Consider the following 26470-nt stretch of genomic DNA (forward strand, 5'->3'; position numbering starts at 1 on the left):
TAATTTTGGCATAAAAAAATCCTGGCCTGTTTGCCAAGATTAAAGTTTCTAAAAATTAAATTCAAACTGTTATAAAATCTAAATTATTCTATTTTGCCTGTGATTTTCCAACTGCACCAACTGCAACTCGTCCTTGAGCAAAGTGCCAAACCAAACCTAAAGCAAAGCCAACGATTGCTGGCAATAGCCAATCTAAATCAACATTAGCTAAGGGCAGGAATTTTTGTTGAAAACTAGCAATAGCTAAGCCAAAAGAACTTTGACTAACAACTGCTGGAAATGACACTACCATATCAAAGAAAGCTGGCACAACTGTTAAAACAACCGTCGTCAAGTAAACTCGCGAATCACGTTTGAACCAAGGTGAAGTGATCGAGAGCACAATCAATGCCATTGCCAACGGATATAAAAACATCAAGAGTGGAACCGACCAAGTAATAATTTGATCTAACCCCAAATTAGCAGTCAAGAATGACGCCAAGCAGCTAAATGCCAACCAAACATGATAACTGACTTTCGGGAAATGCTTATGAAAGTCTTGTGCAAAAGCTGCAACCAAACCGACTGCAGTTGTCAAACAAGTCAACGTCAATAAAGTTGCCAAGAAGGCTTGACCAACACGTCCTGCATAGTAGTTAACAATTTGTGTAAAAGCTACCCCACCATCTGCAGAAACTTTAAGTTTTCCAAGTGACATTGCTCCTACCAAAATTAGTAAAAGATAGATCAAACCGATTGCTATCATTGTAAATAGACCAGCACGAGCAGTTGTCAATGCAACTGAACTCGGTTTTTTCTTTCCTAGTTGTCTAACAGCCGTGACAACTGTTACCCCAAAAGCTAGTCCAGCTAAAGCATCCATCGTGTTATATCCTTGCAAAAATCCATTGGTAAATGGATCACTTAAATATGCTTTAGTAACCGTTGCCGTCGTTGTACTTCCCATTGGATTAGAAAATGCGACTAGAAAAACGACAAATAATAAAAGCAAAAATAACGGATTTAAAACCTTGCCAACATTTCTAACAATATTATTTTCTCTATATGATAAAGCAAAAGCCAAGCCAAAGAAAATTAACGAAAATACAAATAATCCAATCTGGTCAAACTGCTTCGGCAAAAATGGTTCAATCCCAACCGTAAACGAAACCGTTGCTGTCCGCGGAGTTCCAAATAATGGCCCAATTGTCGCATGAATCAAGACCATAAAAATCAATGCAAATACTGCCCCCAGAGGTTTACCTATATCATAAACCCCTTCCGAACGGGTTACTGAAATCGCTAAAACTGAAAACAATGGCAATAAAACAGCAGTGACCAAAAAGCCTAACGCAGCCAGTAACCAATGACTGCCTGCCAACTGTCCAAGATGCAATGGAAAAATTAAATTCCCTGCTCCAAAAAACAAACCAAATAACAATGAACTAACTACAAAGTAATCTTTCTTAGTTAGTTTTCTTTCTCTAAATTCCTTCATCAGTAATTCCCCCGATTTTCAATCAATCTTTAGATTAAATACAACATTTTTTTATATTACCCGGGAAAATATAAAAAAAATATAAAAAAAGCGCCCTTGTTGAGTTTCCACTCAAGCAAGGGTGCTTTACTGCACTGTACCACCTTGGTTTGCAATTACATCGCTATAATTGCCTTTCACGTACAAAAAAACATTTTAGACGCTAACGCTGTAATGGGCGTACCCAGCGTGCCTACCAAGAAATTCAACACAGCGCTCAAAAGTGATTTTCACTCTTAACTTAGACTACCTTCTTTCACCGAACAAGGCTCGCTACCGAATGGTAAAAGCTACTCTTCTTTCTCATCGCGTTCTCTTATATTTAATCTTATTATCAATTTTACTTTGCTAGCTTTTGAATGTCAATAAAAAATGGTAAAAAAATTATGAATCTTAATTAGAGACTACAATTTAACCAATAAAAAAAGCCAAAACAAATAAATGTTTTGACTTCTAAATGTTTAAATTATTCTAGTTAAGATCAACCTTTTGTACCCAATTATCAAAGTCTTCACGTTCACTGTACTGAATACCAAGCAATTCTTCGTAAAGTTTCTTAGTATATGGTCCAGCTTCAGTTTCGCTAAATGGAACAAATTTCTTATCTTTATAAGTTAATGAACCAACTGGGGAAATTACGGCAGCTGTTCCCATCGCACCAGCTTCAGCAAATTGATCAAAGTCTGCCATCTTAATTTGGGTTTCAACCGGATTCAAGCCTTGCCGTTCAGCAATTCTCAAAATTGATTTCTTAGTAACTGATGGCAAAATTGAATCCGACTTTGGAGTGACAAATTGACCATCTTTAGTAATTCCATAGAAGTTAGCTCCACCAAATTCATCAATATATTTATGTTCACGTGGATCAAGGTATAAGCAATCAGCAAAGCCAGCATCTTTAGCTTTCATAGCTGGATAAAGACTACCTGCATAGTTTCCAGCGGTCTTTGCCTGACCAGTACCTGCATATGCAGCTCGATCATAATCACTGACCATATATGGCATTGGTGTCAAGCCTTTGATATAAGCACCAACTGGAGTAGCAAAAATGCGGAAAACATAAGTCTTTGATGGTTTAACACCAACCATTGGCTCAGTTCCGACCATAAATGGCCGAAGATAAAGTGAAGCACCAGTTTCATATGGAGGCACAAAATCTTGGTTTGCTTTAACAACTGCTTTGACTGCCTCAACAAATTTATCTTTTGGAAATGGTACCATTGAAAGACGTTTAGCAGAATTCTCCATTCTTTGAGCATTCATATCTGGACGAAAAATGTTAACACTACCATCTTTACAACGATATGCTTTTAAGCCTTCAAATACTTCTTGTCCATAATGAAGATCCTCAGCAGCCTCGGAAAATGTCATACTTGATTCTTCAATTAGACCATCTTCATGCCATTCACCATCTTGATAAACAGCTTGATAACGATACGGAAGATCCCAATATTGAAAACCCAGATGATTCCAATCCATGTTTGCTGCAACTGCCTTTGCCATAAAAATTCCCCCTATAGTAATTTAATAAATAAAGAATTGTAAATTGCCTTATCTCAAAAATCACCGCGCTAATTTGCTCATTTATTAACTTACTTAACTCGTTTACCCCGTAAGATATCCTCATTAAATTACTTGAACAAATCATTATCAGCAATAACTTTCTCTGAAATCTCAGCAATTTATTATTTATTTAAGCATAGTATAATTATCTAACTCTTTTTTGTCAAATAGGATTTTGCATGATGAGCTATTTATCAAGTTATCCTCGATAGCCGCAAACACCAGGTTGATTATGCATAAGACCAATAATTTGCTAGCGTATAATTTATTAACGGCAACGGCGCAAGTGATGTTATCCTTTAGTGCTCCAGATATATGCTCAACATTAATTAAATAGTTACTGAAGATAACAATCATTGCTGGTAAAACTAAACTAAAACTATCCCAAATCACGATATTTATAAAATCACTGTAATTATAAATTGAGTATTCATTACTACTATTTATAGTTGAAAGATTGAAAGAAGATCGGTAAAGATGAGGGAGATAAAAAAACGAGTAAGACATCAGATCTTTTCAATTTGCGAAATTCATTGACAATTAATGTCCCCATGTTTATTCCTTCTCACTTTCAAATAGTTTGACCGCTACATAGTTATGATAAGAAGCCGGCAATACACAAGATTCCAATACAAGAGGGCATAGAAAGGAAGAGCCTGATAATGCTAGCGGACATCGTACCAGCTGAAATATGGGGTAATGACCACTTGAAGACAACAGCAAGCGGCAAAGGGAAGCGATTATATTGTAATGAAATGACAAAACTTAAAATTGTATATAACAAACTCACCACAAACGACATTGAAAACAATCCGCTGTAAGCAAAAGGCCAACCATTTGCGATCCGTCAGCAGCTGTTGGTTAACCGGCAATTTCATTTCATGACTCCATAAATTAAAATAGGTTTTGCGTTGCTGATCAGTCAGCCGTAATTGCTGCAATTTAGTCTGAAAACGTTCTTGATGGTCTGCTAATACTTGATAATATGTCTGGCTCAGTGTCTCAGGTGGCAAGTGATTAGGCAATTGATTCTGCTGATTAGCTGCCAGTAACTGCTGCTGTGCCGAAATTTTACGCCAGAGTCGCCAAAGTATCCAAAGAAAAAATGGTGCGTAAAAAAAGCGCAGTAAATCAAGTGCTAAGCGATTCTGATCATCCTTTAGCCAAACTAAAAGCTGTACTAAACCAATCAATAATAAATAAGCCAAGATTAGTGGCAATTGATCCAGCAAAGATTTTAGTTTACGCAATCTAATTCGTTTCATTTTTTTCAATTAGCCGATAACCTCGTTTCCGCTCAGTAACGATTCGCTGTTGTAAGTTAGTCAGCGTTAACTTTTTCCGTAATCGACTGAGATTGACGTTTAACACATTTTCATCAACAAAGGCTCCCCCCTGCCATAACTCATTCATGATTTGTGTTTTAGTAATGATTTTGCCATGATTTAAAAACAATAATTTTAAAATCACACTCTCAGTTGGAGTTAACTTGATTTGAGTTCACGAAGTCATCAAAACATTAGTTAACAAATTCAGCTGACAATTTTCAAACTGCAAATTGCTGGTAGCCACCGAATTAAGTTGTGTTCGTCGCAAGACTGCTTGAATCTTTGAAAGTAAGACATTTACTGAAAAAGGTTTTGTCAAATAATCATCCGCTCCAAGAGCAATCGCCCGAATAGCATTTGGGTCCATTTCAGCAGCTGATAAGAAAATTAACGGGACTTGAGAAAATTCACGCAACTTAGCTGTCCAATAAAACCCGTCATATAAAGGTAAAGTAATATCCATAGTTACTAAATCAGGCTGTTGGGCAGTAATTTCTTTGACAACTATCTCCCAGTTATCAACCGTTGCGACTTGATAATTCCACTTGTTCAAACCCCTAATCAAGGCTTGAACAAGTGCTTGGTCGTCTCTTCAACAATGAAGATTTTCTTCAAAGTCCTTCACCTCTCATTTGCTGTTCGATTACAGCTTAACTTAGCTAGCGAACTGCACAATAAACAATCCAACATTCAATAGAATCAGTAACCCTAACGCAATCAAGTGAAAAACTTTATGATTCATCAAAATTGCAATATATTCGCGCAAAAAAGCATTGGGAATAAAAAACTTGCTAGTTCTGGCGCCAATTCCGTCAATCTTCAAGCCAACATAACGGGCATAACCGGCCGCACGAAAAGTATGATAGTCGCTAGTTGAAAAAATGCCGGCCGCCAACGGAATCTTCCTTGCTTCAAGGATTTTTTTAGAAAACAGCATATTTTCATAAGTGTTACGCGACTTGGTCTCCGCAACCAAGGTATATGCTGTCATCCCATTTTCTAGCGCATATACTTTCATTGCTTGACCTTCAGGCAGTTTTTCATCTGCTCCTTGACCACCAGAAAAAATAATCACTGGGCGGGAACCAGTTTTTTCAAATTGCTGATCACCAAATTCCTTTGCTTTCATAATTCGCGAAGCTAACAGTGGTGAAACACGTTCGCCATTAATTAAGCCTGAGCCTAAAACAATAATATATTGCTGATTCCATTTTGGATGAAACAGCCGAGTAATTAAAAATGAGGTGATAAAGTTAACCAACCAAAAAGAAAAATAGCCGACAAACACTGCCATCAAACCCATAATTGCCCATGAGATCCGCGAAGGAAAAATTGCCCGCAAAGTACGTGAAAAAACTGGACTCAAAAGAATTGCTAAGCCTAAGATCAATGTCAGCATATTGCTTAAGGTATGGCTTTCCTTGCGCCAAACAATAATTGCATTCCACAATAATAAGATTCCTAATGATAAATACAAAACTACAATCGGAATCGCAATAACTACCAAAGCAACTAACATCGCATGTTCTAACCACGGAACCTGGCTATAAGTAATCGTCAAAGCAAGTGCTGTCCCCAATAAAAATAAACTTAAATTTCCCAAAATTCCATTGAGTAAACGGAATTTATTACGCTTTAGACTGAAAACCAAGCCGCCGAAAACCAATAAAAAAATCAACCAGGCTAACATAACAAAACTTATTCCTGCATTAAATTGCATTCTGTAAACCCCTTTATATAATTACTATCGTTATTTTACCATTATCCATTTGTTAGGCAGTAACTTTTTTATTTGACCAACGTAATAATTAATGAGATACTACCACTGGTGCCAAACCATGGTAAAGGAAAGCGATCGGCGCAGTAACGCGTTCGGAAGGTCGCCGCACTTTACCGCTGACCAGATTGATTTTTCAATCTGGTCTTTTTTTTTATCTTTGGTTTGCATTTAAAGTGTAAATTCATCAGTCAAATTAGTTTTTAATTATACTCACAGTTTCTCTTAAAAAAATTCACAATTTCTTCAAATTTGGTAAAGATAGCTAACCTTTAGTTAAATTACTTTCACTAGTGTTTTAAAAACGTTTTTTAAATTTTATACTGAAACAAACTTGTAACAAGGGAGTCATGATTATGAAAAAAATACTGCATCACCCGATTTTTGATTTTCTGCTTAAAACAGTATTTTATTTTGCTATTTTGCTGTTTTTACTTTATCTTTACGGATACTTTGGTGTTGGACAGGAACCATTTATCTATAACGAATTTTAATAACAGTTTGGGGGAATTTTAATGACAAAGACACTCGTCACTAAACTAATCAACGCATTACAAATAAACGATCAAAACATTGTTTACACTGAGCAGCAAAAAAATCACACCTATCATGAACTAAAAGCAAAAGTTTTTAGATTTGCTGACTTTTTAACAACTAATTATCCTAATTCACGACCAATTTTGGTTTTTGGTGACCACCAATTTGAAATGATCGTCACTTTTTTAGGCTGTGTCTTGACTGGTCATCCCTATATTCCGGTTGACTCGGCATCTGGAATTGAACGGATCAAATCAATCTTAACAACTGCTGATCCACAGGCAATTCTGCTGATCAGTGACTTCCCTTTTACTCAAACTTATCTTGGCAATCGGCCGTTGATCAATCGTCAGCAGCTGCAGCAAATTTTTCAGCAACCTGAAAGTACCTTTCAGCCGAAACGAATTGCCGAACAAACACCTTTCTACATTTTATTTACTTCGGGTACAACCGGCTCACCTAAAGGGGTTCCAATTAGCCACGCAAATCTAAACTTATTTTTAGAATGGCTATTAAGCCCAACGTTTTCAATTCCTGAAAAAGCCAATTTTTTGGGTCAAGTTCCTTATTCCTTTGATGTTTCAAACATGTATTGGTTGCCAGCAATCTTGCGCGGCGGTACGATCAAAGCTCTTTTTCATCAAGAAGTAGAAAATTTTGCCAGTCTATTTCAACGGCTGCCACAACTTGACTTAGACGTTTTTGTTGGAACGCCTTCGTTAGCTGAAATGTTGTTATTGTCGCAAGACTTTTGTCAAGCAAAAATGCCACATTTAAAATTATTCTTACTCTGTGGCGAAGAATTGACCGTCAAATTAGCTACTAAACTAACTAAACGTTTCCCACAAAGCCGTATCTTTAACACTTACGGTCCAACTGAAGCTACGGTTGCAGTTAGTGCTTGGCAAGTTCAACCAGAAAAAATTTCAACTGTTAAGCGGCTTCCATTAGGTACAGCTGAACCACAAGTTAAATTGCTGGTCTGTGATGATCACCAGTTACCAGTTCCAACTGGCCAACCAGGAGAAATTATCATCAGCGGTCCGTGTGTTTCAGCTGGCTATCTCAATAATCCGCAAAAAACCAAGGCAGCTTTTTTCACTTTAAATGATCAGCCAGCTTATCATACTGGCGATTTAGGTTATTTTGATCAAGCTGGTCTTTTAAATTACTTAGGCCGCAAAGATTTTCAGATAAAATTGCATGGTTTCCGAATCGAACTTGATGAAGTTCGAGCAGCACTCGAGCAAAGCAGCCTCATCAAGCAAGCTGTGGCGATCCCCAAATACGGATCCGATCGGCGACCAAGTCACCTAGTTGGCTTAATTATTCCAACTGATTCAACGGCTGATCATCAGTCGCTGATCAAGCAGATTCGACAAGATTTGGCAGGCAAGATCATGCCATATATGCTGCCGAGTCAATTTATTTTCCAGCGCAGTTTCCCACTGTCACCAAATGGAAAAATCGATGTGAAACGATTGATCAAGGAGGTCAACTCTTGACAAGCCTTTTAACTGATCTGCCGAACTTGAAAGTTTACGGCACACCAACTTATTTTATCTATTTGTTGTTAGCAATCCTTCCTTTAGGAATCAGCCTTTATTATGGGAAACGCTTAGTTAAATATGAATTCTTGCTCAATCTCGTCTTTTTGTTTTTCATGTTTGATGACCAAAATTTCCCTCAACTGCTGGCTTTGATCGGCTTTTTATGTTGGCAGACCTTGTTAGTTAAGTTTTATCTTAATTATCGACAACAAGCCAACCAAAGCAGTGTTTTCTACCTGACAGTGTTTTTATCGCTGCTGCCTTTAGTCATTATCAAAGTCACACCGGCTTTGACTGGACAAAATTCGATCATCGGTTTTCTGGGAATCAGTTATTTAACTTTTAGAGCTACGGGAACGGTAATTGAAACACGTGACGGGATGATTCAGGAGATCAATGCTTATCATTTCGTTCGTTTCATGGCTTTTATGCCAGCTCTGACTTCTGGTCCGATCGATCGTTTTCGGCGTTTTGAAAAAGACTATCAACAAGTGCCGTCACGTCAAGAATATTTACAAATGGTTGCCAAAGCAGTTAATTATTTGTTTCTCGGTTTCCTTTACAAATTTATTTTGGCTTATTATCTAGGAAGTCGTTTATTACCAATCCTTGAAAAGCAGGCACTTTTTTATAGTCCACATTTTACTTGGTATCTGGTTGGTGTGATGTACGTCTATGGTTTAGATTTATTCTTTGACTTTGCTGGCTATTCATTATTTGCAGTTGCTATCAGTTATCTAATGGGCGTCAAAACGCCGATGAACTTTAATCAGCCATTTATTTCAAAAAATATCAAAGAATTCTGGAATCGCTGGCATATAACATTATCATTTTGGTTTCGTGACTATATTTTCATGCGCTTCGTCTTTATGGCAACTAAGAAAAAGTGGATCAAAAACCGTCATTTACTATCTTCACTTGGGTATTTGCTGAATATGCTGATTATGGGCTGTTGGCATGGCTTGACCTGGTATTACATTCTTTATGGGCTAATGCATGGTTTAGGATTAGTCATTAATGATTGGTGGTTAAGGTATAAAAAGCAGCATCTTAAATGGCTGCCACACAATAAGCTAACCACCGGAATCGCAATTTTTGTCACTTTTAATTTTGTAATGTTGAGTTTCTTGTTATTCTCTGGATTTTTGAATCAGTTTTGGTTTGGTTCTCATATTTTAAATAAATAAAAGAAAGCAGGGATTTTTAATGGATTTAGAAGAAAAAGTAATTAAGATTTTGGCTGATGTAACTGCTAATGATGAAGCAGAAGTTAAAGCACTGGGTGATCAGGATCTTTTCAAAACTGGTTTTTTAGATTCCATGGCTACGGTTGAACTGCTAGTAACTTTACAAGATGAATTGGGAGTTAATGTGCCGGTTTCAGAATTTGACCGACAACAATGGAACACCATTACCAAAATCTGTAACCAAATAAAGGAGTTACAAAAGTGAAAACAAAACATTTGCTTTGGCAGATCTTTGGTCCTGTGCTTCTAGCAGTCTTATTAATAGCTATCTTGCTTAGTCTGCCGATCCATTACCGGAAAGTTTCTGCTCAAGAAATGCGAAAAGCCGCTGTTTCGCTTGATACAGCAACTTTTAAAAATCAGTTTCTCAAGCAGAAAGCCTTGCAAGATAAAAAAGTCAATTATGTACCTTTTTTTGGCTCAAGTGAATTAGAACGCATGGATGAATTTCATCCTTCAGTCATGTCGGCTAAGTATTATAATTATCGACCTTTCCTTTTAGGCAAAAAAGGTGCTCAATCACTGCCGCAATTTTTAGCCATGGAGACCATTTTGCCAGAACTAAAAAATCGTAAAGTTGTCTTTATCATTTCACCACAATGGTTTGTCAAACAAGGAATCAGTCCCGATGCCTTCAAATATTACAATGGCGGATTAGCTGATTTGACTTGGCTTAAACAAGCTAACCCGCATTCAGCTTATGATCGTTATTTGGCTAAACGCTTAATAAATCTGTTAGGACCTAACGATGAAGTCTCACAGTTAGCAACCAAAATTGCTCAAGGCCATCAGCTAAGTGCCATCGATCAGCGACTGATCAGCAGTCAACATAACTTTTTATGGCATGAGGATGAATTATTTTCACGTTTTCGACCTAATGACAATTACTTGAGCCGGATCAAGCCACGCCTAAATAATCTGCCAACTAAATATAACTATCAAAAATTGCAAACGATGGCCCAGCTTGATGGACAAAAACAAAGTACTAATAATCATTTTCGGATTCTTAATAAGTTTTATACACAACGGGTTAAGCCACATTATAAGTTATTGGCCGGTGCAGAGAAACATTTTAGTTATTTGCAATCACCCGAATACGCTGATTTAGAACTTGTTTTACATCAGTTGGCTAAACAGCATACCCAAGTCTTGTTCATGATTCAACCAGTTAATACCAAATGGGCTGCTTATACTAGGTTAAGTTTGCCAATGTATTACCGTTCAGTTGCCAAGATCAAATTTCAATTGCAGCAACAAGGTTTCGATAACATCGCTGATTATTCACATGATGGTTCAACTCCTTACTTTATGCAAGATACGATCCATATCGGTTGGCTCGGCTGGGTCAAGTTCAACCATCGTGTTAACAGCTTTATCCAAACTAAGCAGCCAACAGTTCACTATCACCTAAAAAAACAATTCTTAAGCCGCAAATGGCAACAGTTAAAGCCGAATCAGCAAAATCTGCAGCAATTTGCAGCACAGCTCAATTAACTTTAAGGGAATTGATGACGGATGAAAAAGAAACTTTTATGGAGTTCATTGATCCTCACAACTTTTGGATTATCAATTTTCGGTGCTAACTTTACACATCAAGAAATAAAAATTAACCAATCAAAAGAAATAACTGTGAGGAAAACTCATTCAAAGAAGCGAAACATTCAGCACTCTAACCGAACCATTGACCAACTTGGTTCTACCCAAAATAAAAATGTCGCTAAATTATTAGCTAATCGACATTTCAGTGGAACCTGTCTGCTGGTTAAAAATGAAAAAATTGTTTTTTTAAAAGCTTTTGGCCAAGCTGATTTTAAAGCTGATCAACCCAATCAGATAGCTGCTGGCTACCCAATAAATTCAGTTCAAAAATCATTGACCGGTTATTTGATTATGCGGCTGGTTTTACAGCATAAATTGACCTTAAACCAGAAAGTTGGTGACTTTTATCCTAAGATCCCAGGTGGGAAAACCGTCACTTTGCGAGAAATGCTCAATATGTGTTCAAGTTATCAATTACTTAAGCCACTAAAACAATCAGCGACTGACCAGCAAGTAATCAGCTATGATTTGACCCATTTAAGTTATACACCAGCTAAGGTTGGCAAGTTTGATTACCAAGAAATCAATTATGTTTTGCTGGCTGGAATTGCTGAAAAGCTGACCAAAACTAATTATCAACAATTAATTAATAAATATTTAATCAAACCGTTGAATTTGCACCAAACGGGATTCTTATCAGTCAAAAAAGACCACCAGCTGCCAGTTGGCTATACGATCACAAGTAATTCTCTGCTAACTGCCCAAACAATTCAACCAGCTTCCATCAGTGCTGAATTAGGTGCAAGCAACATGTATATGTCAGCATTTGATGTTTATCGCGTGCAAGCTGCCTTAAGAAACGGCAAATTACTGCCTGAAAAAGATGACCTCTACCTTTATTTGCAAACACCACATGATCCTTATACGGCTGGAATGTATCCAACTCCACAATATGATCGACTGCATGGGATCGGTTTTGGCTTTGAAAGCAGCATTGCTATTTCAAATAGTGGCAAAAATGCTGTCGTTTTGCTCAGTAATCATTGGAATCCACAAGCAATGATTCAAAACACACTTTTGTCACAACTATATCAGCAAATTACAAACAATACTTGAGGTAAATTGCTTAATTTACTCTAAATTCTTTTTTTACCGAACAAAAAGCAGTCACAATCAAAAAATTGTGACTGCTTTTCTTAAATTTAATCAAACTTAGCTTGTTTCTTAACCTAAATTGTAATAAAATGGCTCTTAAAAATTCAAGATCCAATTTAACTGGAGGAAAGCAAATTGATTAAACAAAATGTCGAACTGTGTATTAAAAATGGCCAAATTCTAAATGTTTTCAGTCGACAATTTGAAAACAAAAAATTATGGATCGATCACGGAAAAATCGTTGCAACCGGTGAAGCCGACCTAACTGCTGAAAAGACTTTTGATGCTCAACAGGCTTTTATTGTTCCAGGAATGATCGATGCTCATGTACATGTTGAAAGTTCAATGGTTGCTCCCAGCGAGCTAGGAAAAGCCCTTTTACCGACCGGCACAACAACAATCGTTGCTGATCCGCATGAAATTGCCAACGTTTGCGGTGTTGCTGGAATAAAATATATGATCAAAGATGCAGCTCAAACTCCGTTAGATATTTTTTATATGCTTCCCTCCTCCGTCCCCTGCACACCGTTTGAACATAATGGTGCAACTTTAGCTGCAGCTGACCTAAAACCGCTATATACTGAACCAACCGTCAAAGGGTTAGCAGAAGTAATGGACTTCCCAGCGGTAGCCAATGGTGATCCTGATTTGTTGCAAAAAATTCAAGATGCTCAAGCAGCTGGTTACCATGCTGACGGTCACGGATCAGGTTTAAATTCTCAACAACTGGATATTTATCGCCGAGTCGGAATTGATACTGATCATGAATGCATGACTAAGCAACAAGCTCAAGAACGTCTTGCAGCTGGCTTTTGGACATTTTTGCGAGAAGGTTCCGTCGAACGCGATTTAGATCAGGTGATTAAGGCTGTTAATGAAGGCAATGCACAACGTTTTGCCTTTTGCACCGATGACAAACTGATCAGTGACATTCTGACTGAAGGTGGAATCAATCGTTGTATTCGTTTGGCGATCAAAAAGGGAATTCGAGCTGAAACTGCCTATACTATGGCCAGCTATAATGCTGCCCAGGCCCATAAATTAACGAACTATGGTGCTTTAGGTACCGGCTTTACCGCTGATTTAGTTGTGTTAGCTGATCTTAACAAGGTTGCTGCTCAGCGCGTTATGAAAGCTGGCCAGTGGATTACGCCTGCAGCTACCCAGCCACTACCATTTGAGCAACCAACTGTTCATCAGCAGCTGCAGCTTAATGACTTGCAGTTAAAACTGACAACCAGCAATTGTCAGGTGATTGGGATCATTCCAAATCATATTGAAACTCAGCGGCTCCAACGACAAGTCCCACTTAAAAATGGTTTGTTTTGTAATGATTTTGACCAAGACATTTCAAAAATGATCGTAGTTGAACGCCACCATAATCTAGGAACTTTTGGCTTAGGCTTGGTTCACGGATTTGGTTTAAAAAATGGGGCAATCGCAACCACTGTGGCCCACGACTCGCACAATATCGTTGCAGTGGGCACTGATGATCAAGCAATTTACACGGCGATTCAAGCAATCACTGCTTGCAATGGTGGCATCGCTGTAGTTCAACATGATCAAGTTTTAGCAATTATGCCACTGCCAATTGCCGGTTTAATGTCGGCCAAGCCCTATTCGGCCGCTGCCCAAGATCTGCAAGCAATTTCGACTGGCTATCAAAAAATAACTGGCAAAAAAACTGTTGATTTCAACCCCTTTATTACTTTGTCATTTTTGACCCTGCCAGTCATTCCAACTTTAAAATTAACTGATCAGGGTCTATATGATTTTGATGCTGGAAAGTTTATTGATTTAGAGGTTGATTAACTTTCAAAAAATTTGTACGCTAGATTTAAAAATAATTTGAAAGTTTCATTGAAGTTGGAGGTCAATTTGTTGAAAAAGATTTTAGTTTTACATACCGGCGGAACGATTGCTATGTCAGAAAACAGAAATGGTGGTGTCGCTCCAACACCACACAATCCATTGGATGAAGCACCGGACTTCTTTCATGGCCAAATTGATTTACGAACTGAAGATGTCTTTAATTTGCCTTCACCGCATATTGGACCGAAAGAAATGCTCAAGATCCAGCAAAGAATCTTGCAAGCAGTTAAGCAGGGATTTGAAGGAGTTGTGATTACGCACGGCACTGATACCCTTGAAGAAACGGCTTATTTTTTAGATCTGACTGTGCCTGATGAATTGCCGGTTGTTGTCACGGGTGCAATGCGTTCAGCAAATGAAATTGGTTCCGATGGGCTACATAATCTGCAAACTGCCATTCAAACAGCTGCCAGTGATGAGGCTAAAGGCCAAGGAGCTTTAGTCGTAATGAATGATGAGATTCATACTGCCCGTTTTGTCACTAAAACTCACACCACTAATGTAGCCACTTTTCAAACTCCTTCTTTTGGTCCAATTGGCTTAGTAACTAAGAAAAAAGTCATCTTCTTTGAAAAACTGCTTTCGCATAGTTACCACCCTATTGATCAAATTGTTGATCATGTCTACTTGATCAAAGCTTATGCCGGAATGGATCCTGAATTGTTGCAATTGATTGATCAGCCACAAACTAATGGAGTTGTCATTGAAGCTTTAGGAGCTGGTAATTTGCCGCCGCAAGTTTTGCCAGCTCTTAAAAATCTACTTGACCGGCAAATACCAGTGATCTTAGTTTCGCGGTGTTTTAATGGCATTGCTCAAGAAGTTTACGCTTATCAAGGTGGTGGCATCCAATTAGGCAAACTGGGCGTTACCTTCTGCCATGGTTTAAATGGTCAAAAAGCTCGCATTAAATTATTAGTTGGTTTAAGTTATGGATTAAAGGGTTCCATCTTAAAAAATTATTTGAATGATGCGATTTCTTAGATAACCAATTAGAAACTATTAAGTAGGTAAACGTTTTATGAGGAAAAATTTAGGAGTTTTGCTGGTTGGAATGCTGGTCAATATGGGAATCGGTCTGATTATGCCGATTACGACTTTATACTTGCATAACCAGTTACAGCAAAAACTAATTGTTGCCGGCAATGTATTGCTGGCCTTTTCGTTGGCAATGGTCTTAGGCAATCTGTTAGGTGGCTGGTTATTTGATAATTGGCGGATCAAACTGACTCATTACCTTGGCGGTGCCATCGTTGGCTTAAATTTGCTATTGCTGTTCTTTTTCCCGCTGTGGCCTTGGTACGCCTTGTTTGCGACCTGTTATGGCTGGGGCTTAGGTATTTTAAATTCTGCCGTTAATGGTTATATTGCCCTGCGTCAAAAATGCACCCCTAATTTGTTTACCCAAGAATATTGGTTGGCAAATCTTGGCATGGGCTTAGCAACTTTTCTGTCAGGAGTTTTATATGCTGTTAATGTTCGCTGGGTTTTCGGTGTTGCTTTTGTCTTATTCTTTTTAGCCTTCGTAATCATCAAGTTTTCCTTTCATGAGCTCAAACGGCCAGTTGATCAAACCAAAAATCAATTTTCTTGGCGGCAGTTTACTCAATTGCCGCTCAAATTCTGGTTTATTTGTTGTTTGCTGATCATTATTTGGATTGGTTACGAGCAATGGAATAGCAATGTTTCAGTTTATATGCTGCAAAAAGGAATTTCTGTTCAAAAATACAGTCTCTTGTTTACTATTTCAACTTTCGAGATTGTCTTACTCCAGCCACTTTTGGGAATTTTCTTTCGACCAACTTTTAAAAATGAGAAATGGCGCATCTTACTTGGCAGCGGCTTTTTTGCAGTTTCATACCTCAGTTTGCTTCACGCAACTGCTTACCCGCAATTTATTCTGGGAATTACTTTATTGTCGCTGGGAGATATTTTAACCTTAACAACCACCCCGGCAACGCTGAATCGTTTTGCGACTGATCAAAATCGAGCAACCATTCAGGCTTTAGGCAGCACTGCTGGTTCATTGGGACGTGCTTTAGGTCCATTATTAGGCAGCGCTTTAATTGAACTGAGCGGTTTTGACTTAACGTTTTTGCTTTTATTTGCAGCTCATTTGCTAATGGTGCTATTAGGCAGTTGCGTTTTACGGACTAAGAGTAATGATCAAGTTTAAATTAAGCCAGAACTATGACATACCAGTTGAGTAATAATTTGCAGCATTTTCCTCAATGGTTTGATGTTTTACTGCAAGGTGAGCAGAAATTTATAGTTGCAGATTTGGTGTTATATATACTAATCCCTCTTTAAAGGGCGAATATGTCTCAAAAATTCCCTTGCTGTTAAAACTGGTGATCAAGTAATATCTTGAAAATTGTCTGGCAGTGGCTGCATTAATTCCAATTGCTTAGCTGTCGGTGAAGTAAATATTTTCTCACTCTTTCTTAGAAAAAAGTGCTTCAAGGTTCTAACTTGTAGAAGCTTTGAACCAAACATCATTAATAACTGGATTTAAGAGTGAACGTTATCACCGTTAATCCATTTTGAATATACCTTTTTTCTTGAAAAAACTATTGAAATTCCCCAATAATAAAAGTTATCAATTATTATCTTGTTTAGAACAGAATATAATTAAACCATCATTTTTATCTTGCTGTTATATGCTTAAAATCTTTGCTAAGAGAATCGCTAACTCTTGTTTCTGAGCCAAGGAAAAGTAACTTTTTCAGAAGAGGGAATTACAGAAAAACTTAAGTATCTATTTAGTATTGACATTTTAAGCGAAATCGGCCGCTATTTACGCTAACTAGTTAAAAAAGCTCCTGGTTGACAGCTAGCAACTTTATTGATCAAACTTATCAGGTACATTTTCGGGTTATTATTTGGTCTTTTGTCTTGCTTCACACGCTTATAAAATTCTAGGTGTTAGTTTTTTAGACAGTTCATTATTCGTGACCATAGACATTTAGAGTGGCAAAGTATTTTAATTTTTGAAAGAATTCTAGGAGAGTTTGATGAATTACTATAATACCTTTGCTTCACCGCTTGGTACAATCTATTTGCTAAGCGATCACCAAGCCTTGCAAGGCTTATGGTTTTCTGACCAAAAGTACTTTACAGCTGACCACCAGCTTAAATCGGCCATCAATGGTGAACCGTCGGCTATTCTAACGGCCAAAAACTGGTTGGAAACCTATTTTGCTGGTAAGGATCCAGCCATTGCGACCTTAAAGCTGGCTCCAACGGTCAGTCCTTTTCAGCGACAAGTCTTGAATGCTTTGACCATGATTCCTTATGGGCAAACTGTAACTTATCAAGAAGTTGCCGCTAAAGTTGTTACTGGAAAAAGTGATCCACGTAATTATGCTCGCGCAGTTGCCAATGCCATTGCGCATAATCCAATTACAATCATTATTCCATGCCACCGTGTCATTGGTACTAACGGACGACTGACTGGCTATGCCGGTGGAATTAGCCGTAAAAAAGCATTGTTAAAATTTGAAAATCCATTTTTAAACATTAAAGATCAACTTTAAAAAAATCACTTGGACTTGCCAGTCAGCAAATTCAAATGATTTTTCAATTCTGCCAAAAACCTCGTGTAATGAGGATAACTATTCTACGCAAACCATTCTGACAGCAGTACTGTCAAGCTTAATTCCACTGACACTCAAATACAGCTAAAAAAGGCTGGGTGTTTCTTTGCCAACTAATCGATTGCTACAGACTTTAGCTAATTAATCTTTCTTCAACCTCAAATTAATCCTAAACGCTTGAAACTAATTTGATTCTAGAAGTTTCATTGCTAAAGTCAATAACATAATTTTTCAAATGGCCGGTTTAATAGTAATCGCTAAAGTTTTAATTGTTTCGCTTTATTTTTTTCAGATCTGTGTTATTTTATAGTTGAATGTAAGCGTTTAAAATCAAAGAGGAGGGATATCTAATGAAATCGATCATGCCTATTTTTCAACGTCAGTTTCAGCAAATTCAAATTGAACGTACTCACTTTTTGAACAACCCATATGATCCTGAACGAACTCATGCTTTACGTGTTTCACTTCGAACCTTGCGGGGCTTATTTAAATTTTTAAAACGGCAACTACCAGCAACAAGTTTTGCTACCATCGATCAAAACTTAAGCCAAGCTGCCAAACTCTTAGGTCCGCTAAGAGAAATCGATGTTTTGATTGAAAAAAGCAGCCAGTATGCTCTTAAATATCCCAGTACTGATACAAGCTCAAACTACTATCAACTTTTTAAAATGTTTCATCAGCAACGTCAGCAAATCATGGAACAAGTTTTGACAACTACTACCCAAACGACTTTAAAAAATTGTTTGATCACTGTTAAACAACAATTAGCTCAGCTAAAATTCCAAACTGAGCTTAATTGGTCAAAGTTGCTCACGCAGCAGCTGAAAAAACGGCAGAAAAAAATTATTAAAGCTTACCGACATTTGGATTTGACTGATTATCCACAGGTTCATCAAATTCGAAAAAAAGCTAAAACTTTGCGTTATTCAGCCACTTACTTTGCCGATTTTATCTCTCAAGCGGCTATTAAGACTCAAGCAGCCGCCGAAAAGATTCAAGACACTTGTGGTGTGATTACGGATGCCCATGTAAATTATGGCTTATTGCAGGACCTGGCTGCAAAAATCACCGATCCCCAACAAAAAGACTTGCTGTTAAAAATTGCTCATGAACAAGAAAAAATCTATCAGCCAACTGCCAAGTCTACTGATAAATAAGTCATCATTAGCCTGTTGAAGGATTAAAACCAACCTTGCCCAGCGAAGAAGTTATTGGAGCAAGATTGGCTTTTTTAGGCTCATACATTATTTTCAAAGTCCACAAAATTGAAACTGGATCAATAACTTCATGCAGTATCCCCTCAAAATCAGCAAAACTTGCAATCACCAAGATAATTAACCATTTTCCCTTTTGAATACTTTTATTCCTGATCACTTAACATATAACCGACCCCACGAACTGTTTGAATCAACTTTTTTGAATTGGGAAAATGATCAATTTTGTTACGTAAATACCGAATATAAACATCCACAATATTTGGATCACCTTCAAAATCAGTTCCCCAAACCAGATCCAATAATTCATTGCGGGTAAAAACTTTGCCAACCGTCTTGAACATTTCTAATAGCAACTGATATTCCCGTTGCGTCAGCTGAATATTCTTACCCTGACGCATGATCCGTCGTTTATCGACATCGAGTGTCAAGTCATCAAGTTTGAAAAGTTGCGCATGTGTACTCAATTGCCGTGGTCTACGCAAAATAGCTTTCATGCGCGCTAATAATTCCTCAATATCAAAGGGCTTAGTTACATAATCATCAGCGCCACCTCTTAGCCCAGCAACCTTATCACCTGTATAATCACGGGCGGTTAGCATGATTACTGGAACGTCAGACGTATGCCTTAAGCGACGCAAGACGCCTAAACCATCTAATTTTGGCAGCATCCAATCAAGGATAATTAAATCGATTGTTTCCTGCTTTTCAAAAAAAATTTTTAAGGCTGTTACCCCATCCATTGCAGTCAATACTTGATAATTCTCAAACTGCAATTCTTTTTTCAAGGAATCTAACAAACCTTGTTCATCTTCCACCAAAAGCACGGTTTTTTTCATCAATAACTCCTCCATGATGCAAATTAGTTTCTTTCTAAACTTATTTTAGTTGTTTTTTTCCAAAGTTTTCTGAGATTTTCTCAGAATATCCTCAGTCTTTATAAATGGCAGTCAAATTCAAAAAAATGTAATATTTTAAAAAGCCTAGTTTCCTTCAATTGAAACTTCAATTTCAAAAATCAATCAAGAATTACTTTACCAAATTTTAAAAAAATTTTGAAAGGAACAGATTTTATGTTTAACAAAATCAAATTTAGCAGTTTAATTGTTTGGTCAATCTTTTTTATTATCTTGCCCTTACCACTGATTTTTAGTCTTTTGACGGGAACTCATTCACTTGGTTCTCAACAGCAGCTTTCAATTTACAGTGGAACCATTGCCTATACTTGGATGCTACTCGCAGTTTTTTTGGGAACTCGACCGCATTGGCTTGATCGTTTAGTTGGTCTACCGAATATTTATCAACTTCATGGCATTCTAGCCACTGCTGCTTTACTATTAGCTTGGTTGCATAAGTTTATTTCGCATGGTGGTGGTTTAATCAAGCAAACCGGTGATCTAGCATTAATCATCTTAACTGGCATACTGATTTATTCATCTTTATTATTGTCAAACTGGCTGACTGCACATTCATCCAACTTCAAAACTTTCCGTCAATCATTAGAGAGAATCTTCAAACATGAGCTTTCACTGTGGATCCATCGTTTAAACTTGTTAGCAATTGTTTTGATTTTCATTCATGTCCAATTGATTGGTTTCGTCACACGCAACACGCCATTTATGATTCTATTTGATAGTTACAGTTTAGCAACCCTGCTGATTTATCTGAAATTCAAATTCAATTGGTACCGTTTAGATGAAGCTGAACTAACTGTATTTAAAAACCAAAAAATCTCCTCCCGAATTTGTGAATTGACGCTTGACGGTCGCCAATTAGCCAAGTTGCAATTACTGCCGGGAGATTTTATTTTCTTAGCGTTCCCCAGAATTAAAAAATTACATGAGCCACATCCTTTCTCAATTGTTGATTTACCGGTCGATACTGGCAAGTTAAAATTAGCGATTCGAGCTGATGGTGACTTTACAACTGCTTTAGCCAAGGTCAAACCTGGAACCCAAGTTAAGGTAACAGGCGGCTATGGCCGATATCAACATTTTATTGACGAGCAGCCAAAACAAGCCAAGCTGGTCGTAATTACCGGTGGAATTGGTGTTACTCCGTTATTTTCAGTGATCAAACATAATTTGTCACGCCAAATTTATTTCTTTTATACAGCCCATCAAGTCTCTGAACTTCTTTACCTTGATCAACTGAATCAGTGGAATCGACTGAATAATTTTCACGGTTATTGGCAAAAAGGCCGTTTTTCAGACAATTGTATCGTTGAACATTTGCCAGCTAGTTGGAAAGAAGATACACTTTTCTTATTAAGTGGGCCAACACCGCTGATCGAACACTGGCAAGCTTTTTTGCTCAGTCAGCAAGTTGAATCCACTCGCATTTTTAAAGAAAATTTTTCATGGTAAATCGAGGAAAATAACTAATGAAATCACTTTTCAAAAAAAATCAAAATAGTGATGCAATCATGCTTCAAAGTTTTCTATTATTAATTATGACCATCATCGTGACCTTTAGTGCTATTTTAGTTATTGCTATTGGTCATCAGCTTTTGGAAACCAGTCGAATCACAGCTGACAATATTGTCAAAAGTCTGGAAAAAACTGTTATTGATGGCAACCATGATTGGAAACAATGGCGTTTTAACAGTACGCTTGATACCAGCACAAGTTACGTAGAGATCCATAATCTGCGATCAACAGCCAAAACTAAGCACTATTATTCTCCTGGCACACAAAAACTCCTAGCTGATCAGCCTCAAAAAATTCCTTTGATCCATGATTTATATTATCAAGAAAATACCGGTTTCTTATTATTTAAGGCCGGTCATGCCAAAGGAATCAATTATAATCTGTGGATCAAATTGCAGTCACAAATTAAAATTCTAGCACGGGTCATGCTGATCACTTTTATTATTCTGCTTTTGACTTTGATCACACTGCCGCTTTATATCCACGTAATCACGCAGCGGCTGACCGGTTCATTAACTAAATTGACTCACGCTTCGCAAAAAATTTCGGCTGAAAATTTTAAAGGTGCTAAAAAGCTACCAGTTCCAACTTCTCCAACTGAAGTTAAGCAACTAGCCCAAAGCTTTAACCACTTGCTGGATAATCTTTACTACCAGAATAATAAAGAAAAAATTTTTGTTGCTAATGCTGCTCATGAATTACGGACACCAATTGCCACGATTCAAAGCCACGCCCAGTTAATTAAGCGTCATGGTCAACAACATCCAGAAATCATTAATGATTCATTAACGTATATTTATCAAGAATCAACCCAAATGGCTGATCTCATTGAAAAACTATTAACTTTATCACGAGCTGATCAAATGAGATTACCTCTAAAAAGTTACAATTTAAGTCGCTCTTTGCAAACTATTGGAAACAAATTTCAAAAAATTTTACCCCAGAAGCTGGCTTTGCTGCTGCCAGAAAAAATCAGCGTCACTGCTGACCAACAAACAGTTGAACAAATTGTAGCTAATTTATTGACCAATGCCAGTAAGTATTCACCAGCTAATTCCGTTGTCACTTTAATTTTAAAACAGTCACCGCAACAGACGACCATTCAAATTTACGATCAAGGGATGGGCATCAGTCCTGAAGAAAAAAAACATATTTTTGAAAGATTTTATCGTTCAAATAATGTCCGTGGGTCAATTGCCGGTACTGGCTTAGGATTGGCAATTGTTGCTCAACTGGCTGCTTTGAACCAGCTTAAACTGACTGTTAGTGATAATGTTCCTCAAGGTTCAATTTTTTCATTGATTTTTGAGAATCGTAACTAATTTTTAAAAATTGCAAGTTTCTGATAGATTTTAATTTTAGCTTTTGTTGAAAACGAACTTTTCGACAAAGGCTTTTTTATTTCTGAAAAATCCTCAGTTTTTTCTTAGCAAGTTTACCTTTTTATAAAGGCTGCTTTTTATTAAACTGGCAACAAGTTAACGTGCTTATGGCATCAAAAAAACTTAGCTGGTTAAACAGTTTTGACTTGCTAATTCAACGGTAACCCCTTTGATTACTAAAAGCTATGATCAACTTCTTTAATCATTTAATTGATAATCCGATTATCAATTTGGTTTTAACTGCATTGTCGTGAAAAAAGTGCGCTAAATTTACTTGAATTATTAGTTAAAGTGAGCCAAAGAGCTCGCCGTGAAAAGAGAGGAAAATTAAAATGAAAAAGCTGACGATCGTCGTGCCTGCCTTGAATGAAGCAACTGTTTTACCAACTACCATTCAAAGGTTAGTAGGAATTGAACAAAAACTGATTAAAAAGCATCTGCTCGCTCCCCAATCAAATATTTTAATTGTTGACGATGGATCAAGCGATCAAACTTGGAATATCATCCAACAAGCTCATCAAACACAACCAGTCTGCGGGCTTAAATTCAGTCGCAACTTTGGTCATCAAAATGCCTTAGTTGCTGGAATGAAGACGGCCATTCAAACTGCCGATCTAGTTGTCACGATCGATGCCGATCTGCAAGATGACCCTGAAAAAATCACCGAAATGGTTAAGCAATTTTCCCAAGGAGCCGAAATTGTGTTGGGTGTCCGAAACAATCGTGATACCGATCGATGGTTCAAACGAACCTCAGCCAATTGTTTTTACAAGTTACTCAACTTGATCGGCGTCAAGTTGATTCCCAACCATGCTGATTTTCGTTTAATGTCGAAGCGAGCTGTTTTAGCTTTTTTAGCTTATCAAGAACGCAATTTATTTATTCGCGGATTAATTCCATTATTGGGTTTTAAAACCTCCAAAGTTGATTATCGACGCACACCGCGACTAGCCGGTCAATCGAAATATCCACTCACAAAAATGCTGGCTTTCGCCTGGGATGGGATAACTTCATTTTCGATTGCACCAGTCAAAATAATTTTGCTTTTCGGCGGTTTGGCAAGTTTCTTGGGCATTATCATGTTTTTATATTCATTAATCACTAAGCTTTTAGGTCTAACCATTCACGGATGGTCATCGCTGATGATTTCAATTTGGGTTTTGGGTGGCTTGCAAATGCTCAGTTTGGGAATTCTTGGTGAATATCTTGGAAAAATTACTTTAGAAGTTAAACATCGTCCACGCTATTTGATTGAAGCTTATCTGAAGTAGAAGTAGGTGCTTTTGATGATTACTAAATTTAACCAGCTTAATTTTTGGCCTAAAGTTTTGATAGGCTACTTAACAATTGCCGTTTTGAGCAATTGTTTCTTTAAAAACTCTCTCAGCCAAAGCTTAATATTATTAATTGGTTTAACTTGGCTGATAGCACTTTTTAAATTTTTTCAACCTGCACTTGATAAAATCAGTCAAAAGCACTTAAATTGCTTGTTAATTATCAGTTTGTTTTTGACCGTTATTTTGCAAAGTTGGATTTTAATAAGATTTCCTGTCAGCGTTTACCATGATCCTTATCGAGTTCTAACAGCGGCAGAACGCTTAGCTACCGGAGATCATAATTGGCAACAAAGTACCTACTTTGAGCGTTATCCCAATAATATTCCCCTGACATTTTTATTATCACTTTGGTTTAAGTTGACTTTCAAATTCCATTTGACTACCAATTTTTCCTTAGGGTTTCTCAATTTAGTTTGCTTAGACACCTTAATTATTAGCATAATTTTAATGCTTAAAAAGTTAGCAGCTCGCAATTCGCTAATCATTGCCAGTTTAACCTTTTTGATCTTTACTCCTTTTGCTTATAGTTACTATTTGCAGATTTTTTATTCAGATTTGCCCGCAATGCTCGGGCTAATGATCATTTTTCAAATTTTGCTAAGCTGGAAAAAAACGCACATTGCTCAAAAGCTTTGGCTAGCTTTAAGCTTATTTATTACTGTTCTCATTAGCCAGCTGATCAAGCCGAGCTTAATCGTGATTCTGCCAGCTACTTTACTATATATTTTGATCTTAAAGCAGCAAAAGCTACTGAAAAACAGTCGCTTATTAACGCCCTTAATTATAATTACTCTGGCGATTTGTATGTCATTTCCAACTGCTAAAATTATTGAACAAGCCGTCGCTTTTCAGCCGGAAACTAAATCCGAATTACCAGTGGAATCATGGATTTTAATGGGCTTGAACCAACATTCACATGGAACCTATGATGCAGCATTAATTGCTCAAGAAATTAAAATGCCCACTAAAGCTGCTCGCCAAAAAAAAGATCTGAAACAAATCAAAGCCCAAATTCATCGGCTGAAAATGGTTGGTTTATTTAAACAATGGTTCATCAAAGCCAGCATTCTTTTAAACGTGCGTTCATTCCTTGCTTGGTATAATGGCGGCTTACGTTCAGCTAATGCAAATATTTGGAATTGGCAAAAATTAGCAACCGTTAGCTATCAGTTGGCCAATATCTTGCTAGCAGCAGTTGTTTTCTTGCGACTTTTAAGCTGGCAGCCCCAGTTGGACAGCGCTAACGAAAGAATAGCTTTGTTTGCAGTCATTGTCGCACTCGGGTTATTATCTTTTAATACTTTTCTCTGGGAAACCGAAGCACGCTACGGACAGATAACTTTACCGCTAAACTTTTTACTTCTTGGAACTATTCCTTTCAAAAAAGCAAAATTTAGCAAAATTCAAATCAAAAAAGCCTTATTAACTAGTATCATTATTCTCTTAGGCATCAGTGGCAGTAACTGGTCAAAACTTAAAAGCTCAAATACCGCATCACAGATTGTTACTGCGCAAAGAAGTCAGCTTTCAAGTCAATACAACTCACCAACTTATGATTTGAAAGCAAATGATTGCATCAAGCAAAGAATCTCATTTACCCACCAAGTTAATTTATTTTGGCTTGAAATGCCAAAGACTTCAAACATTATCGGTTGGTTAATGAACGACAACCATCATTATTCATTAATTAGACAAGGAAAACATTTTGGGGTGAATAAAATAATTGCTCCAGGAAACTATTTATTAATTTTAAAAAATCCAACCAATAAAATACAAAAAATTGATCTAGCCCGAAACATTAACTATCAGCTAGCTGCTTATCCGTTGCAGATCAATCAAAAAACTGATCACTATGCTTCTTTGATTTATCAAGCCCTTTATGTCAGCAGATAAATGCTGAAGCTCAAACGATCAAACCAACCTAAAAGCTCGACAGTCACTAAGCTCTTTAGCTAGCAATTGTTGAGCTTTTAATCTCAAGTTGCTTATTTTCTTGTTCAAGATATTTATTATTTAAAATATTGAATAGCTTGAAAAATTAAATATCCGCCAACTAAAATCAACAAGACTCCCAAAGCACGTGCCAAAAGCTTGAGCCCTCTTTTTAAATCTTGTTCTTGTAATGGATAACTTGCCCCTGCCAACAGTTCGTAATGTTTAAAAAATGCTAACGCCCCGCCACCCCAAAGCACGGTAATGCCAACTAAAACCGAGCCGAGGTTGCTTAGTAAATTATTGTTAATGATCACCCCTAAGATCGTGATTGTTGTACTTGCTAAAATACTGGCAATCCACGGCGTTCTAAAATTCTCCCCATTTTCATTACTTCTTTCGACTTTGTTTTTATGACTTCAGCTTTCTTGAAATAAAGCAAGATTAGTACGTCTTTTTTCTAGGCAGCCTCGGATCTTCTGAAAGCCAGTGGCTA

25 protein-coding genes and 1 other annotated feature are annotated in these 26470 nt (G+C 37.3%); of the genes, 15 read left to right on the top strand and 10 right to left on the bottom strand.

Translation table 11 applies throughout. From position 1 onward, the window contains the following. Positions 1–88 precede the first annotated feature (88 nt). The 7 genes from brnQ to KH893_RS02025 all read right to left on the bottom strand — a co-directional run bounded on the left by brnQ (position 89) and on the right by KH893_RS02025 (position 6127). On the bottom strand, positions 89–1477 hold the full coding sequence (gene brnQ / locus KH893_RS01995; RefSeq protein WP_281164494.1) for a branched-chain amino acid transport system II carrier protein: 1389 nt from the start codon (positions 1475–1477) through the stop codon (positions 89–91). 114 nt (positions 1478–1591) lie between these two features. Beyond that, positions 1592–1832, bottom strand: a binding site (T-box leader). A gap of 155 nt (positions 1833–1987) precedes the next feature. Further along, entirely contained in the window at positions 1988–3019 is a 1032-nt protein-coding gene (locus KH893_RS02000; RefSeq protein ID WP_281164495.1) for a branched-chain amino acid aminotransferase, read from the bottom strand. Positions 3020–3205: 186 nt separating this feature from the next. Then, positions 3206–3586, bottom strand: a complete 381-nt coding sequence (locus tag KH893_RS02005; RefSeq protein ID WP_281164496.1) for an ABC transporter permease — start codon at positions 3584–3586, stop codon at positions 3206–3208. Between the two features lie 233 nt (positions 3587–3819). Beyond that, a complete protein-coding gene (locus KH893_RS02010; protein ID WP_281164497.1) occupies positions 3820–4353 on the bottom strand; it encodes a hypothetical protein in 534 nt (177 codons plus the stop codon). Next, complete coding sequence (locus tag KH893_RS02015; RefSeq protein WP_281164498.1) at positions 4331–4549, bottom strand: winged helix-turn-helix domain-containing protein; 219 nt, start codon at positions 4547–4549, stop codon at positions 4331–4333. Before KH893_RS02015 ends, KH893_RS02010 begins: the two co-directional genes overlap by 23 nt. A 30-nt stretch (positions 4550–4579) precedes the next feature. Continuing rightward, entirely contained in the window at positions 4580–4960 is a 381-nt protein-coding gene (locus KH893_RS02020; protein WP_281164499.1) for a response regulator, read from the bottom strand. Between the two features lie 102 nt (positions 4961–5062). Further along, positions 5063–6127: a YdcF family protein gene (locus KH893_RS02025; RefSeq protein WP_281164500.1), complete on the bottom strand. Its 1065-nt coding sequence runs from the start codon at positions 6125–6127 to the stop codon at positions 5063–5065. Positions 6128–6540: 413 nt separating this feature from the next. Between KH893_RS02025 and KH893_RS02030 the strand changes: the two genes are divergently transcribed. The 11 genes from KH893_RS02030 (at position 6541) to KH893_RS02080 (ending at position 18837) form a co-directional block, all read left to right on the top strand. Next, positions 6541–6678, top strand: coding sequence for a teichoic acid D-Ala incorporation-associated protein DltX (locus tag KH893_RS02030; protein ID WP_281164501.1), 138 nt, complete (start codon positions 6541–6543; stop codon positions 6676–6678). 21 nt (positions 6679–6699) lie between these two features. Further along, a complete protein-coding gene (gene dltA / locus KH893_RS02035) occupies positions 6700–8226 on the top strand; it encodes a D-alanine--poly(phosphoribitol) ligase subunit DltA (RefSeq protein ID WP_281164502.1) in 1527 nt (508 codons plus the stop codon). Continuing rightward, entirely contained in the window at positions 8223–9458 is a 1236-nt protein-coding gene (gene dltB, locus KH893_RS02040; RefSeq protein WP_281164503.1) for a D-alanyl-lipoteichoic acid biosynthesis protein DltB, read from the top strand. Before dltA ends, dltB begins: the two co-directional genes overlap by 4 nt. A 19-nt stretch (positions 9459–9477) precedes the next feature. Next, positions 9478–9723 carry a D-alanine--poly(phosphoribitol) ligase subunit DltC gene (gene dltC, locus KH893_RS02045; protein ID WP_281164504.1) on the top strand — a complete coding sequence of 82 codons (246 nt, stop codon included), beginning with the start codon at positions 9478–9480 and terminating at the stop codon, positions 9721–9723. Then, the gene (gene dltD, locus KH893_RS02050; RefSeq protein ID WP_281164505.1) at positions 9720–11012 is read left to right on the top strand and encodes a D-alanyl-lipoteichoic acid biosynthesis protein DltD; all 1293 of its coding nucleotides are present in this window, start codon (positions 9720–9722) and stop codon (positions 11010–11012) included. The genes dltC and dltD overlap by 4 nt, the downstream gene beginning before the upstream one ends. 21 nt (positions 11013–11033) lie before the next feature. Further along, a complete protein-coding gene (locus tag KH893_RS02055) occupies positions 11034–12173 on the top strand; it encodes a serine hydrolase domain-containing protein (protein ID WP_281164506.1) in 1140 nt (379 codons plus the stop codon). Positions 12174–12350: 177 nt separating this feature from the next. Further along, the gene (gene ade, locus KH893_RS02060) at positions 12351–14024 is read left to right on the top strand and encodes an adenine deaminase (protein ID WP_281164537.1); all 1674 of its coding nucleotides are present in this window, start codon (positions 12351–12353) and stop codon (positions 14022–14024) included. Positions 14025–14093: 69 nt separating this feature from the next. Continuing rightward, positions 14094–15068 carry an asparaginase gene (locus KH893_RS02065; protein WP_281164507.1) on the top strand — a complete coding sequence of 325 codons (975 nt, stop codon included), beginning with the start codon at positions 14094–14096 and terminating at the stop codon, positions 15066–15068. A 37-nt stretch (positions 15069–15105) separates the two neighbouring features. Next, positions 15106–16260, top strand: coding sequence for an MFS transporter (locus KH893_RS02070; protein ID WP_281164508.1), 1155 nt, complete (start codon positions 15106–15108; stop codon positions 16258–16260). An 838-nt stretch (positions 16261–17098) separates the two neighbouring features. Further along, on the top strand, positions 17099–17620 hold the full coding sequence (locus tag KH893_RS02075) for a methylated-DNA--[protein]-cysteine S-methyltransferase (protein ID WP_281164509.1): 522 nt from the start codon (positions 17099–17101) through the stop codon (positions 17618–17620). Between the two features lie 410 nt (positions 17621–18030). Next, complete coding sequence (locus KH893_RS02080; RefSeq protein ID WP_281164510.1) at positions 18031–18837, top strand: CHAD domain-containing protein; 807 nt, start codon at positions 18031–18033, stop codon at positions 18835–18837. Between the two features lie 7 nt (positions 18838–18844). On the opposite strand, the gene KH893_RS02085 is transcribed toward KH893_RS02080, so the two are convergent. Beyond that, a complete protein-coding gene (locus KH893_RS02085; RefSeq protein ID WP_281164511.1) occupies positions 18845–19054 on the bottom strand; it encodes a hypothetical protein in 210 nt (69 codons plus the stop codon). After that, a complete protein-coding gene (locus KH893_RS02090; protein WP_281164512.1) occupies positions 19041–19733 on the bottom strand; it encodes a response regulator transcription factor in 693 nt (230 codons plus the stop codon). The genes KH893_RS02085 and KH893_RS02090 overlap by 14 nt, the downstream gene beginning before the upstream one ends. Before the next feature lie 234 nt (positions 19734–19967). Here KH893_RS02090 and KH893_RS02095 point away from each other — a divergent pair, with 234 nt between their 5' ends. The 4 genes from KH893_RS02095 to KH893_RS02110 all read left to right on the top strand — a co-directional run bounded on the left by KH893_RS02095 (position 19968) and on the right by KH893_RS02110 (position 25935). Continuing rightward, a complete protein-coding gene (locus KH893_RS02095) occupies positions 19968–21260 on the top strand; it encodes an FAD-binding oxidoreductase (RefSeq protein ID WP_281164513.1) in 1293 nt (430 codons plus the stop codon). A 17-nt stretch (positions 21261–21277) separates the two neighbouring features. Then, complete coding sequence (locus KH893_RS02100) at positions 21278–22645, top strand: HAMP domain-containing sensor histidine kinase (RefSeq protein WP_281164514.1); 1368 nt, start codon at positions 21278–21280, stop codon at positions 22643–22645. Between the two features lie 392 nt (positions 22646–23037). Then, the gene (locus tag KH893_RS02105) at positions 23038–23976 is read left to right on the top strand and encodes a glycosyltransferase family 2 protein (RefSeq protein WP_281164515.1); all 939 of its coding nucleotides are present in this window, start codon (positions 23038–23040) and stop codon (positions 23974–23976) included. Between the two features lie 15 nt (positions 23977–23991). After that, entirely contained in the window at positions 23992–25935 is a 1944-nt protein-coding gene (locus tag KH893_RS02110; RefSeq protein WP_281164516.1) for a hypothetical protein, read from the top strand. A gap of 116 nt (positions 25936–26051) precedes the next feature. Here the strand turns inward: KH893_RS02110 and KH893_RS02115 are convergent, their stop codons facing one another. After that, the gene (locus tag KH893_RS02115) at positions 26052–26291 is read right to left on the bottom strand and encodes a hypothetical protein (protein WP_281164517.1); all 240 of its coding nucleotides are present in this window, start codon (positions 26289–26291) and stop codon (positions 26052–26054) included. Positions 26292–26470 lie beyond the last annotated feature (179 nt).

This window comes from Liquorilactobacillus sicerae (assembly GCF_029916425.1).
Taxonomy (GTDB): domain Bacteria; phylum Bacillota; class Bacilli; order Lactobacillales; family Lactobacillaceae; genus Liquorilactobacillus; species Liquorilactobacillus sicerae.